The organism is Viridibacillus soli (assembly GCF_016612995.1).
Classification (GTDB): Bacteria; Bacillota; Bacilli; order Bacillales_A; family Planococcaceae; genus Viridibacillus; species Viridibacillus soli.
Genome location: NZ_JAEOAH010000042.1, coordinates 20,262 through 34,311, shown reverse-complemented (window position 1 = coordinate 34,311; position 14,050 = coordinate 20,262). Strand labels below are relative to the sequence as shown.

11 protein-coding genes are annotated in these 14,050 nt (G+C 36.1%); 3 read left to right on the top strand and 8 right to left on the bottom strand.

All coding sequences use genetic code 11. From position 1 onward, the window contains the following. Nucleotides 1–248: 248 nt before the first annotated feature. Entirely contained in the window at nucleotides 249–1,109 is an 861-nt protein-coding gene (locus JFL43_RS18705; RefSeq protein WP_200750206.1) for a CAP domain-containing protein, read from the bottom strand. Nucleotides 1,110–1,413: 304 nt separating this feature from the next. Between JFL43_RS18705 and JFL43_RS18700 the strand changes: the two genes are divergently transcribed. From JFL43_RS18700 to JFL43_RS18690, 3 genes are all read left to right on the top strand, one after another. Continuing rightward, nucleotides 1,414–1,770 carry a potassium channel family protein gene (locus tag JFL43_RS18700; protein ID WP_100796987.1) on the top strand — a complete coding sequence of 119 codons (357 nt, stop codon included), beginning with the start codon at nucleotides 1,414–1,416 and terminating at the stop codon, nucleotides 1,768–1,770. A 264-nt stretch (nucleotides 1,771–2,034) separates the two neighbouring features. Further along, a complete protein-coding gene (locus tag JFL43_RS18695) occupies nucleotides 2,035–2,856 on the top strand; it encodes a methyl-accepting chemotaxis protein (protein WP_200750205.1) in 822 nt (273 codons plus the stop codon). A 284-nt stretch (nucleotides 2,857–3,140) separates the two neighbouring features. Next, complete coding sequence (locus JFL43_RS18690) at nucleotides 3,141–3,305, top strand: hypothetical protein (protein ID WP_200750204.1); 165 nt, start codon at nucleotides 3,141–3,143, stop codon at nucleotides 3,303–3,305. 17 nt (nucleotides 3,306–3,322) lie between these two features. On the opposite strand, the gene JFL43_RS18685 is transcribed toward JFL43_RS18690, so the two are convergent. From JFL43_RS18685 to JFL43_RS18655, 7 genes are all read right to left on the bottom strand, one after another. Continuing rightward, a complete protein-coding gene (locus JFL43_RS18685; RefSeq protein WP_200750203.1) occupies nucleotides 3,323–4,183 on the bottom strand; it encodes a TIGR03943 family putative permease subunit in 861 nt (286 codons plus the stop codon). 15 nt (nucleotides 4,184–4,198) lie between these two features. Then, complete coding sequence (locus JFL43_RS18680) at nucleotides 4,199–5,071, bottom strand: permease (RefSeq protein WP_200750202.1); 873 nt, start codon at nucleotides 5,069–5,071, stop codon at nucleotides 4,199–4,201. 542 nt (nucleotides 5,072–5,613) lie between these two features. Then, entirely contained in the window at nucleotides 5,614–6,846 is a 1,233-nt protein-coding gene (gene odhB / locus JFL43_RS18675) for a 2-oxoglutarate dehydrogenase complex dihydrolipoyllysine-residue succinyltransferase (RefSeq protein WP_100796983.1), read from the bottom strand. Nucleotides 6,847–6,875: 29 nt separating this feature from the next. Further along, entirely contained in the window at nucleotides 6,876–9,674 is a 2,799-nt protein-coding gene (locus tag JFL43_RS18670; protein ID WP_200750201.1) for a 2-oxoglutarate dehydrogenase E1 component, read from the bottom strand. A 245-nt stretch (nucleotides 9,675–9,919) separates the two neighbouring features. Beyond that, the gene (locus tag JFL43_RS18665) at nucleotides 9,920–11,326 is read right to left on the bottom strand and encodes a HAMP domain-containing sensor histidine kinase (protein ID WP_200750200.1); all 1,407 of its coding nucleotides are present in this window, start codon (nucleotides 11,324–11,326) and stop codon (nucleotides 9,920–9,922) included. Next, nucleotides 11,323–11,997, bottom strand: coding sequence for a response regulator transcription factor (locus JFL43_RS18660; RefSeq protein WP_200750199.1), 675 nt, complete (start codon nucleotides 11,995–11,997; stop codon nucleotides 11,323–11,325). The genes JFL43_RS18665 and JFL43_RS18660 overlap by 4 nt, the downstream gene beginning before the upstream one ends. 18 nt (nucleotides 11,998–12,015) lie before the next feature. Beyond that, the gene (locus JFL43_RS18655) at nucleotides 12,016–14,049 is read right to left on the bottom strand and encodes a PAS domain S-box protein (protein WP_200750198.1); all 2,034 of its coding nucleotides are present in this window, start codon (nucleotides 14,047–14,049) and stop codon (nucleotides 12,016–12,018) included. Nucleotide 14,050: the final 1 nt, after the last annotated feature.

Genomic DNA, 14,050 nt, shown 5'->3' with positions numbered 1-14,050 from the left:
GATTTTTTTAGAGTTACTCCATTTCCTCGATAATGATGGTCGATTATTTTACCAAATGACCTATACTGGAATCTCAAAAAATGGAGACAGATTATCACTTGTTAGCATGTCCTTCGTGCATTGGGTGCTATTGCTAGAAATACTTGCTTTGTTGCGGAAGTCACATCGTTTGTTACTTATTTGAATATTCACGTCCTAAATCACAATAAAATACCTCTAAATCCGAAGAGTTGAGAGGTATTGAATAGTTATTTAGCAAAAATTTGCGTTCCATATGATTGGTATTGGGCTTTTGAACCTGAAATTACGATGCCAACGCCCACTTTTTGATAATTTGGTGATAATATATTTGCTCGGTGACCAGCTGAGTTCATCCAGCCATTCATGTAACTATTTGCGGTTTGATAACCTGCTGCGATATTCTCTCCTGCTGAATTAGTTCGATAGCTTGATCCTTTAAGGAGATTGTTCCAACTACCATAAATCGGACTTGTATGGCTGAAATAACGATTTTTCTCCATATCTACGGAACGAATAATAGCAAGCTTTGTTAGTTTTGGATCTTGCTTTACTGGTTTCAATTTCATTTTTTTACGCTCTTTATTTATTGAGTTAACAATTTGATCTTGCATTTTTTTATTACCTAAATCAATGTAGCTATCGACAAATTTACCAGATCTAATCCAGTATGCTTTGCTACCCTTTTTAACTTTTATCCAACCATTTGTATTTGCATTACTTACTTTATAAATACCTGGTACTAGCTTCGTTTTTGTTTTTGTTTTTGCACCTTTTACTTTTTTATAAGTCGTTGTCTTTTTTGAGAGATAGATATTATCTCCGGTAAAACCATTCTTTATCCACTTTTTATCCTTCGTTTGCATCCATTTATCTTTAGTAGTTTTGATAATCGTTACTTGCTTTTTAGCAGCTACTATTGACTTTCTACCGTATCCTCCTTTTCCAGTAAATAATCTGCTTTTTTCAGTAAGTGTTACTTGCTTAGTTTTAGGACTACTGCTTGTTTTTGCAAATGTCGGATTTGCTAGACTGAACAAAAGAGCTATTGCTACAAAAGTGATCGTTATTTCTTTAAAAATACTCTTCATTTAAATCTCTCCCAATTTATTTTCCCATCAAACTATATATTTAAGTCATACTCTCATTAGTTTTTTTGAAAAAATTTCTGTATATAGTCATTTTTTTTATATAAAATAAAAAGGAATCGGCTGACTATAGCTTTTAACCACTATATCATAACAACAAATTTTTATGGTCTCATAATCAAAATTTAGTTTTATACTATCAGTAAAATCACAGGATATAGTTCTTTTAAACCTATCGAAATAACTTTTAATATTTCTCATACTTGTTGTATACTAGTTCCAAACCATTGTAAGAAGGAGAGACTATATGATTTCCTTTATATTAACTTCAAAACGGCTATTACAGGCATTCATTCGCGCCTTTCGTCAGCCAATGTTTATTTCCTTATTTACGACTTTATTTTTCATTATTTTGTCTGGGACGATGTTTTATACGTCAGTGGAAGGTTGGTCGATTCTTGATGCCATTTATTTTTGTGTAGTCAGTTTAATTCCGAGTGGAGTAGACACTGCACTTTCACCTGACACAAATTTAGGTAAGGTGTTCACGATGTTTTATCTTGCGGTTGGCGTTGGTGTAATGTTCTTAGCATTACTAATTCTTGGCAAGACGATGATCAAGTCGACAGATGATCAGGAAAAAGAGAAACAAAATGACAAATGAATATGTTTGATTTAGAGGCTGTCTTAGAAGACGGTCTTTTTATTTGAGTTTTTTGTTGGTTAACTACAAAGAAAAGATAGAGTAAGCTTTTATTCATACTTTTACAGTACATAAAGTTAAACATTTACACTACAAAACATCTACGTTATGATAGGTGTAGTATAGTTATTTATATCTATATTTGAATGCATATAGTCACTAATTTCACAAATAATACTTCTTTGTTATTTGTTTAGTGGCATCTCTAGGGAGGGGACTAATAATATGAGTTTACTTGAAGCATTAAAACAAGCAACACCTTACATACAAATGGCTTTCAACAACGAAATTTGTATTAGTATAGTGGATCGTAAGAATAGCCAGGTTTACTTTGCTGCTCCAGGGAATAAAGTAGATATGGGGATAAAGATTGGGGATAAAATTCAAATTTCTAACGATGTACAAGCAGTATATGCTGGGAAAACAGCCGCGCTTGATATTCCCGCAGAACAATTTGGAATCTCACTTCACGCAAAAATGTACCCAATTAAGGAAGACGGTCGTGTCATTGGCCTTTTAAATTTAGTATTCTCAACCGAAAATCAAGAAAAGCTTCAATCATATATGGAAAATCTGCAAAATGTTATCCTTGGTTTACAGGATAAAGTACATCTTGTAGCCTCTCATTCAGAAGAACTTGCAGCAACAAGTACGGAAATTACTGCTCAATCACGTCAAGCCTTGCAAGATTCAGAGGCGTCACATAGTGTAACAGATTTCATCAAATCGATATCTCAACAAACGAATTTACTCGGGCTAAACGCCTCTATAGAAGCTGCTCGTGCAGGTCAGCACGGAGCAGGATTTAATATTGTTGCTCAAGAAGTCCGAAAGCTTTCTCTAGAAACAAAAACTGCAACAGAAAAAATCGAGGACTCACTGAAAAATATTACTCAAAATTTACAAGGCTTAATGGGTAGTATGAGCCAGGTCAATACCGCATCAAATGAACAAGCAGAGCTCGTACAAGATTTCAGCTCAATTATCGAAGAGTTAGGTTCTCTGAGCAGTCAGATGGGCCAATTGGTGAAAGAAACATTGCGTTAGATTTCCTCATTTTATTCGAAATAATCCAGCCCATTGAGTGTTTTGAATGCAATGGGCTATTTCTGCCCGCTTTTTAGGATTTTCAAAAATCAGCTTTAATTTAGTGCATTAGTAGGTACTAACAAATTTGCAAATACCTCCTTGTTCTATCTGCTTCTAACCTCCTCTTCTATACTTATATGCTAACTCATTTAATATTTAAAAGCATTATTAGCACCGGTAATAAAAATACTTCTTGATTTAAGGAACAAACGTTCTTATAATAAATAAAAGAGGTGAGTCGCATGGAACAACGATTAAAAAAACAGCAATTGACAACTGTTGAGAGGCACCATTTACAGTGCGCTGCAAACGAACTTTTAAACACTGCATCAAAGGATACAGTTTTATCCACTTTAGCAATTTACGCATGTTTATCCAAAATAAAAACGCCATCTACTAAGAGATAGCGTTTTACTATATTAATTTATAAATTTGGATTTTCATAACCCCTGAATGTATATGGTTCTTCTGGTTGTATCGTTTTTTCCCAGGTATCAACCTTCAGTACTGGGATATTTGCTTTAAAAGGTTGGTAGTAAACTGTAGAGATCGTACCTTCTACATTCACCCAATCATCATTTTGTAATTTCATATCATCCGGAAATTCTACTAACATACCAAAAACGCCTGAGTCTGCTACACAGTGGATGACACCAAAACGTAACACAAAAGCCTGCTTACGATCTATAACTTGCTCTTTGTATATAAACCCTTTATATGAGAGCTTTTTCCCGATAAATTCTCCAGGGAAGTTATAGATTGTCTCCATCCCTTTTAAATAATTTTCATCGTTTAAAGCAACTGTAGGCATATTAGCGAAGACACCGAGCTCTTTTTGCATAATTTCATCATATCCATCTTTTCCATAGTAAATACTAGTATCTGGACGTAAATACTGCGTTTGTACAAAAGAATCCCCTTCTTCAAAATCATCAATTGCTTTAAATGAAAAGCCTTTTGATTTTACTACAGTCGAATCTAATGTAGCTATTGGAAGAAATAAGCCTGTCACTAATGGAAAGATAAATATTGCATAGTGGAACATCCTAGTAACAAACGAGCTGTCCTTTTCATGTTTATGATCATGGTCACAGCAATCATGACTATGTTCCTCTTCCTCTTTTGACATACTGATAATTTGTACAATTGTCAGTATAGCAAAAAGTATAATTCCCATTATACATATATACTCATACTTCATATTAATATATTTCGAATTATCGCCTGATGTGTAGAGGTAATAAAAGAAATAAGTAAAGCTCATTAGTATTAATGCTCGAATCATCTCTGTTCCCCTCCCCTATACTAACATCGAGCTGATAAATACAAAAATAACAATATATATAATCAGCGTCATTATGAACTTCTTTTTAAATGTTGAAAGCATCATTAATAGGTTTTTAATATCAACCATTGCACCAAACAACAAGAAAGCGACTAACGAAGATGTTGTAAAAGTACCTCTAAATGATGCAGCTATAAATGCATCTGCTTCAGAGCAAAGTGAAAGTACAAACGATAATCCCATCATGACTAAAGAGGATGTAGCTTTCGTTTGTCCTAATTCTAATAAGAATGAAGTTTTCACGAATATTTGCATAGAAGCAGCTACAAATGCACCAATGATTAAGTACTTCCCTACCGAGAAAAACTCATCAATTGCATGATTAAGAGTACCAACAAATTTTTGAGTAAATGATTTCTTTGCTTCGTCATGATGACATTGTAATTCGGGTTCTTCTAATAACTGCGTGTCTTTATATTGAAACGAAATGATTAGTCCAATGATAAATGCAATAATAAATGCTAATCCACCACGATACCAAACCATATCCCAACTATTACCAAAAGCGATATAAGTCGAAAATAACACGATAGGATTAATAATTGGACCAGTAAGCATAAATGGTATAGCCGCATACAGTGGTACGCCTTTTTTTAATAATCTTCTAACTATTGGTATAATGCCACATTCACACGCAGGAAATAACGCACCAATTAACGTTCCATATAAAACTGCAAGTATCTTATTTTTCGGTACAATTTTGGCAATCATCTGTTCACTTACGAACATTTGAATAAGTCCTGAAATAAATACACCTATTAGAACAAATGGTAATGCTTCTATAATAATACTAATAAAAATAGTATTAAGTTGTAAAAATGTTGCCACGCTTTTATTACCTTCTTTACTTTATCAATTTAATCACTCTATGCATTGTACTCTTTTTTTTTAAAAAAAGAAACTTGAGTAATGACACAAGCTAGTTATTGATTATAACATCTTTTTGAGTGAGCTATTTTCATCTTATATATTCTAATAGATTATATTGAGTACTGCTCGCCATTCATTATAAACCGTCTGAAACTACCTATTATTCTCCAGCAGATTCTATTCTATTTAAAAATAGGAATACTGCCGTTGTACCAATATCAGAAGGTTTAAGTCAACATCTCAACCATAATTCATTGAGAACATGTGCATTAAATACTTCTAAACTTGACGTTATATAAACTTTAGTTAATTCTGATAATTACTTTAACAAAGGGTGTAAAGATTGTGAAACCAACATGTCCATATTATCCTGTAACGAATGGCGTCTTATCAACATCTAATAATCTACAATGTGGTAAAGAAATAATGAAAATAAGCCCTAAACACTTCGTGAGTGTTTAGGGCTTATTTCTAATTCAATTAAATTTAGAACGCTTAAATCAAGATTCTAATAATAAATCTTCTGGGTTTTCAAGTAATTCTTTAACAGTTTTTAAGAATCCAACAGAATCTTTACCATCGATGATACGGTGGTCATAAGATAATGCAACGTACATCATTGGGCGAATTTGAACTTCATCACCAACAGCGATTGGACGTTTTTGGATTGTGTGCATGCCTAGGATTGCAGCTTGTGTACCGTTCATAATTGGTGTTGACATTAATGAACCGAACACACCACCGTTAGTGATTGTGAATGAACCACCTTGTAGGTCAGCGATTTGTAATTTTTTGTCGCGTGCTTTTTTAGCAAGACCACCAATTGCATCTTCAATTTCTGCGAAGTTTTTACGGTCGCAATCACGGACTACTGGTACTACTAAGCCCTCTTCAGTAGATACAGCTACACCAACATCATAGAAGTTGTTTAAGTGTAATTCGTTGCCTACGATTTGAGCGTTAACGTATGGATATTTTTTAAGTGAAGCTACTACTGCTTTTGTAAAGAATGACATGAAACCAAGACGGGTACCATCATGTTTTTCTTGGAATTGGTCTTTTTTACGGCTACGAAGTGCCATAACGTTTGTCATGTCAATTTCATTGAAAGTAGTAAGCATCGCTGTATTTTGTTTAACTTCAAGTAAACGAGTTGCAATTGTTTGACGACGACGCGACATTTTTTCAACTGTCACGCGAGATTCGTCAATTGCAGGAGCAGCAGCTTTTGGTGCTTCAGCTGGTTTTGCAGCTGGTGCTTGTGGTGCTGTACCGTGAGCAGCAACATCTTGTACGCGTACGCGACCTTGTGGGTCAACTGGAGATACAGATGCTAAATCGATTCCTTTTTCACGTGCTAATTTGCGAGCAGCTGGGCTAGCAATTACACGCTCATTTGAAGATGATTCTTCCACAACTGGTGTTGGTGCAGCTTTTGGTGCTTCTACAACTGGAGCTGGAGTAGCTTCTTTTACTGGTGCTGGTGCAGCAGCTACGCCACCTGCTTCAACGATTGCGATTACAGCGCCTACAAGTACAGTATCGCCTTCTTGAGCAAAGATTTCTTTTAAAATACCTGCTTCTTCAGAAATGATTTCTGCATTTACTTTATCTGTTTCAAGTTCTACGATGAACTCGCCTTTTTCTACAGTATCACCAGGTTTTTTCACCCATTCAACAATCGTACCTTCTGTGATCGATTCTGCTAATTCCGGGACAATAATTTCAGCCACTATAATTTCCTCCTTAAAGATATTCGCGATTAGCGCGTTACAGCTTCTTCAATAATACGTGCTTGTTCTAGTTTGTATGAATCTGCATCACCTTCAGCAGGAGATGAACGTACGATACGACCGATGTAACGAACGTCTTTGTCTTCTGCTACTTCACGCATATAAGGATCTGCAAATGACCATGAACCCATGTTTTGTGGTTCTTCTTGTACCCAAGCCAATTCTTTTGCGTTAGGGAAACGTTTTATGATTGCAGCAATTTTCTCAGATGGGAATGGGTACAGTTGTTCAACGCGTACTAAGTGTACGTGATCGAACTCTTTACCGTCGCCAACTTTTTCTGCGATATCAATAGCTACTTTACCAGAAGCAAATAGAATACGCTCAACTTTTTTCGTAGCTGAACCAGTTGTTGGGTGTTCAATAACTGTTTCGAAATGACCAGAAGTTAATTCTTCAACATCTGCAGCAACGATTTGGTTACGTAATAATGATTTGGGTGATACAAGTACTAATGGGCGAATTGCTTCTGTACCTAACATCTTAGCTTGACGGCGTAATAAATGGAAGTAGTTTGCAGCACTTGATAGGTTTGCAACTGTCCAGTTGTTTTCACCAGCTAATTGTAGGAAGCGTTCTAAACGAGCACTTGTATGTTCTGAACCTTGACCTTCAGCAGCGTGTGGTAGCAGCATAACAAGACCCGATTTTTGACCCCATTTAGAGCGAGATGCTGAAATAAAGTTATCAAACATTACTTGTGCCATGTTTGCGAAATCACCATATTGTGCTTCCCAAATAGACAAGTTTTTCTCGTTTTCTAAATTATAACCATATTCATAGCCTACAATTGCAGCTTCAGATAATGGGCTGTTATAAACAACAAAAGAAGAATCTGCACCTGAAATATCGTGTAAAGGTGTCAATTCTGCGCCTGTTTTTTCGTCATGTAATACTAAGTGACGGTGTGCGAATGTACCACGTTGTGCATCTTGACCTGTTAAGCGGATTGAATTACCTTCTTGCGTAATTGTACCGAATGCTAACGTTTCAGCATGACCCCAGTCAATTTTACCTTTACCTACGAATGCATCTTCGCGACGGCTAAGGATTTTGCCTAGTTTTTTGAACACATTGAAGTCTTGTGGCCATGTTAATAATTCTTTGTTCATTTTTTCTAGACGTTCACGTGCAACACCCGTTTCAACGATATCATAGCCGTTTTTCACAGCTTCTGGCATTTCATTTTCAACATGTTGCCCTTCGCCAACTTCTTTAACATGATCATAAGCGGCTTGCATTTCTTTTTGTGTATCGGCATCTAAAGTTGCTACTTCTTCAGCTGTTAAAACGCCTTGATCTGCAAGTGCTTTACCGTATAATGCACGTACTGTGTCATGTCCGTGGACACCAGTATACATTGTTGGGTTTGTGATCATTGGTTCGTCCATTTCATTGTGTCCATAACGGCGGTAGCCTATTAAGTCTACTAAAATGTCCTTTCCAAATTGTTCACGATATTCGACAGCAAAGCGAGCTACTTGTACAACAGCTTCAGGATCATCAGCATTTACGTGGAATACTGGAATTTCATATCCTTTTGCAGGATCTGAAGAGTATACAGTTGAACGTGAATCATAATGTTCCGTTGTGAAGCCGATCATGTTATTTGCAATAATATGAACTGAACCACCTGTGTTAAAACCTTTTGTGCGAGAATAGTTCATTGTTTCAGTTACGATACCTTGACCAGCGAATGCTGCGTCACCATGAACTAAAATTGCAAGAGCAGATTTAGCATCTTGAGTTGGGGCACCTGCTTTAGAAGTCTGATCTTGTGCTGCACGAGCTTGACCTGTCACAACTGGACTAACAACTTCTAAGTGAGATGGGTTATAAGCTAATTTAATTTTCGCACCTTTTTTGCTGTTATACGTAGCACCTAAGTGATATTTAACATCGCCAAACCAGCCTTTAGTTACTTCTAAAGAACCATCTTTTGGAATGAATAATTCACTTGGAACGTGAGCAAAATCAGCAAACATCATATCATATGGTTTGTGTAATACATGTGTTATCACATTTAAGCGGCCACGGTGAGCCATCCCGATCATGACATTTTTTACGCCTTTGTCTTCTGAACGGTGAACAAGTTCATCCATTAAAACAACTAATGCGTCTAGACCTTCTATAGAAAAACGTTTTTGACCAACAAATGTTTTGTGAATGAATTTCTCGAATCCTTCAACTTTTGTTAATTGGTTTAAAACTGCTTTTTTCTCATCATTTGAAAGACCTGCGTTTAATACGCCGCTTTCAATTTTAGATTGAAGCCACTCTCTCTCCTCACTGTTAACAACGTGACCAATTTCGAAAGCAATTTTATTTGTGTAAATTGCTTTCAAATAGTTGATTGCATCTAAGCCATTGTTAACGCTTGCAGGAATATTTTTTAACAAGACTGAAGCAGGAATTTCGATTAAGTCTTGATCAGATAAATCGTATGTTTTTGCTTCAATACGAGTTGTGTCTTGTGGATGGTCTTTTAAAGGATAAATATCAGCACCTAAGTGACCATACAGACGAATGGCATCCGCATATTGAACAGCAGCTAAAACTTTCGCGAAGTTACCTGGCTCAACGCTAGCCGCTCCTACTACTTCACTAGTTTGTACTGGTGCTCCGTATTGTTCAAATAATGATACAAGTTCTGGATCAACTTCTTCGGGTGATGTTAAGTACAAATCGTACATTTCCATCACATAGCCAAGGTTGGGACCTGAAAAAGCTGTCCATGGTGAGCTTACAGGTGAAACATTGATTGACATGTAGAATTACCTCCAACTTTTTTGCCAAGTGGCAGTTCCATTAATTAAGTTAATTATTAATTTGAAAATCCACTAACTATCTTACCACTCTTCCTGCTTAAGTGGAACAATTGAATTTGTATAACAAGAAGAACATTTTTCCCCTTCAATCTTACTACTCCTCACAGAAAATACAATCGTTTTCGACAAATTTAGCAATTTTTTTCGTGAAATAACTAATAATAGTATAAAGATTGAAAAAAACGTCATTTTTCAGCAGGTAAATAGATAGAAAATGTGCTACCGTAATGAAGTTTACTTGAAACTTTAATCGTTCCTTGATACTTATTCACTAGCATGTTGACGATACTTAACCCTAGCCCAGTTCCTCCGCCATCTCGACTACGTGATGAATCTACTCTGTAAAAACGATTGAAGATATGCACTTGGTCCTCTTCTGCAATCCCTATTCCTTGATCTAATACTTCAATTTTCACTGTATGTTGCTGTTTTGACAGTCGTATTTGTATCATCGGTTGTTGTTCTGAATAACGAACGGCATTTTGCAAAAGATTACGTAAAATCTGACCATAGGCATTTTCAGAAATACGTGCCTGATAGCTTTCTCCAGGATCTACTTCCAATAGAATCGTTGTATCGTGAGAAAACCCTTTTACTTCATTCATTATATCGGTTGTAATTATAAGAATATCCGCATTATTTTGCAAATCATTTTGTTCTCTTCTAGCAAGTTCTAACATTTCCTCTATAAGCTTTTTCATACGTGTAATTTCAAGTAAAGATGTGCTCAATGATTCTTCCAAAACCTCTGGATCATCCTTGCCCCACCTTTTGATTAAAGATAAATGACCTTCTACTACTTGAATAGGTGTTCTTAGCTCGTGAGAAGCATCAGAAATGAATTGTTGTTGCTGTAGGAACGATTGCTCTAGTTCTCCCATCATCGAGCGATACACGGTTAATAAGTCGCTAATTTCATCTTTGGCATCATATTGCAGTGTGATAGGCGCTGTAAAGCCCTGCTCCGCAACCTTTATCATCTCCAGTCGCAAATCATTTAGCGGCTTCAATAAAATCGTCGCCAAAAAATACCCTATTCCTGCAGATGCAATAAGAGCACCTAAGCCTAAAATACACATCGCTATCAAAATATAACGCATTAGCGATTCAAAGGTTGAAAGTGGATGAGTCAGTTGAATAACCCCTGTAAACGGTCCAATGACTATAGGTCCCGTCGCCACAAACATTTCTGTTTTCTCTACTTTTTCTTTCGACATGGCATAACCACGAAATGGTATGGTGTCTGGCAAATCTGGCATTTTCAGAGTCGAATCATTAATACGCAACATTTCAACTGTATCCTCATTTAAAATTCGGACCGTTTGATTTTTGTCAACGATGGAATTCATGAGGCCTTTATTGGACTGGATATCATGTATTGTTAAGCGACCACCTTGTGATTCAAAGAATACCGTTAAATCATCCATTGTACGCTTTACGGACTGTTCTTGCTCATTTAAAAGCCAGGAGTGGATCGATAAGTAAAGAACCGAACAAATGACAGCAAAGCTAATGAAAATGACGACAGCGGATGTCAATGCCCATTTTCCTTTTAGTGACTGATTCGTTAAGTAAGAGCTAATTTTTTTCATTCACGCATCACATATCCGACACCGCGCACAGTTTCGATATAGACACTTGCAAATTTAGGAAGCTTTGAACGAAGATGTCTAATATACACGTCAACGACATTTGTTTCTACATCTGTTCGATAACCCCACACCTGCTCTAAAATTTGATCACGTGTACATACGCGGTTTTTATTTTCGATTAATAAACTGAGTAAATCAAATTCAGTTTTTGTTAAGCTGAGTAATCCTTCATCGACGTATGCACAATAGGCTGTTGGATCGACTGAGATTTCTTTGAAAATTAACTGTTGCGTCGCTATTTCAGTCGTTGTGACACGTCTTAAAATGGAGCGAACTCTTGCAAGCAGCTCTTCAATTGCAAAAGGCTTCACTATATAATCATCTGCCCCCGCATCAAGCCCTGCTACCCGGTCTATTACAGCATCTCTTGCCGTGATTAAAATAATAGGCACGTTAGAAGTGGCTCTAACACGTCTACATACTTCAATACCATTCAGTTCGGGTAACATAACATCGAGTAGAATGACATCGAAGTCCTGTTTTTGAGCCGCTTCTAACCCTTCACGTCCATTGGAGCAAACCGTCACCGAAAATTGCTCATGCTTTAGCTCTAATTCAATAAATCGCGCAATATTTTTTTCATCTTCTACTAATAGAACATGCTGTTGCATTGAAAACACCTTCAATCTTTAGCGTGAAAAATGATATGAGTTTTTGCCTTTTGTTTTTTTCGCAAAGTACAATGCCTCATCAGCTTTCTCTAGCAAATCATCAATCGATTGGCCTTGCTCAGGGAAACAAGAGATGCCTATAGACGACGTTGGTGAGAAATGGTGATCATTTATCGTCCAACCATTTTTTAATGTTTGTTGAATACGTTCAATTGTATTTTCTATTTGCTGCTTACGAATATTTTTCTCAGATGACATATTCGTTAAAATGACGATAAATTCATCACCACCAATGCGGCTAACAATATCTAAATCTCGGACACTGGAATCTAGTGCTACACCAAAATTACGGATAAATTCATCACCGACATCATGTCCGAAATTATCGTTCACTTTTTTAAACTTATCACCATCTATATAAAGTAGTGCAATGGAATTTTCGGAAACAATCGCTTCTTTCACTAGTTTAGAAAACTCCATTAATAAATACCGTCTGTTTGGCAGCATCGTTAAACTATCATGATAGGCCATAAACCGCAATTGATCTTCCATTTTTTTACGTTGCGTAATTTCTCTTGCAACAGTTACAAATTGATAAACTTCATCACGTTCTGCATCCTTTACTGCTGTAATATACGTTTCTATCCAGAAAGTTGAACCGTCTTTCGCTTTTATTTGCAACTCAATTTGAACTTCTCCTTCTTGTAAAAGAGTCAATTCAAATTCACTTTTTAGCAATTCTCTACTTCTATCCGCCATCATATCAAAATAGAAACGTCCCAACAGCTCTTCTTTGTCAAAGCCAAGACACTTCTCGTGATTTGGAGATACATATAATACAATGCCATCCTCGTTCGTAATGACAATCAGATCATTTGTGTTTTCAGTTATGAGACGGAACGTTTTTTCGATGTTTCGCAAATTTGTCATCATAATCTTTTTTTCAGATACATCAAAGCATACAGAAAGGAAATTTTCAATTTCTCCCCTACTATTAAAAATAGGAACAATCGTCGTATCAACCCAGTACCGGCTACCATATTTTGAGCGATTACATATTTCTCCACGCCAAATTTGACCATCTAGTAACCTTTTCCACATTTCTTCATAAAATGAAGAAGAATGAGTGCGAGAATTTAATATTGAAGTCTTATTTCCAACGAGCTCCTCAGCACTATATTGGCTCGTTTGCGCATAGCGTTCATTGACATATTCAATGATACCATCTTTATCTGTAATACAAATATTCGCCGCAGAATTCAGTGCCCCTTTATAGCTACTTAGGACATGGTTCATTTTACGTAGATCTTCTTTCAGCTGGACGTTTTTTGTTAATTCTATCCATTGAATATAAATAGCTGCAACTTGGTTATTTGTAGAAATAGGTGAAAAGCTAACAAGGAATTTACTTTCATTACCATCCGCTTTTTTATGTTTAAATAACACTGGTGGCTGCCCTTTACCGTTTAATGCATTTCTTAAATGTTCCCCGAATGACTCTAGGTCTTCCAATGCAACGAGTGGAAAATCAAAAAACGGCCTACCCTTCCAATCTTCAATTTTACAATTAAAGAATTGCTGGAACTTCGGATTACCATCAAAAAACGTTAAGTCACTTGCTAATAAGATTGTCGGATCCATCTTCATATCAAAAAGTGATTGTAGAAATAAGTTTTTTTCCTCCATCACTTTTTGTCGTGAAATCTTTTTTGTCACTGCAAGAATATACTGCTCTCCACCAAAGGAAATAGGCGTAACCATTGTCTCGCTCGTACGTTTTGTATCTGAAAATAAATAAAAATCACGATATTTTAAAGGCTTCTGTTTTTCGATGGAAGCATTATAATTTCGAACAATTAATTCGACTATTTCTTTTTCTAAACAAGCTGACAAATTTTTGCCAATTGGCGATTCATCAAAAACATCCTCAGCTTCATGATTAATGTATACGTACTGGAATTCATTATTTACTTTTTTCATAAAGAATACAAAATCTAAACAGTTTTGATAAAGCGCATCAAACTGCTCTTTGGTGATGAAATTACCACTCAAG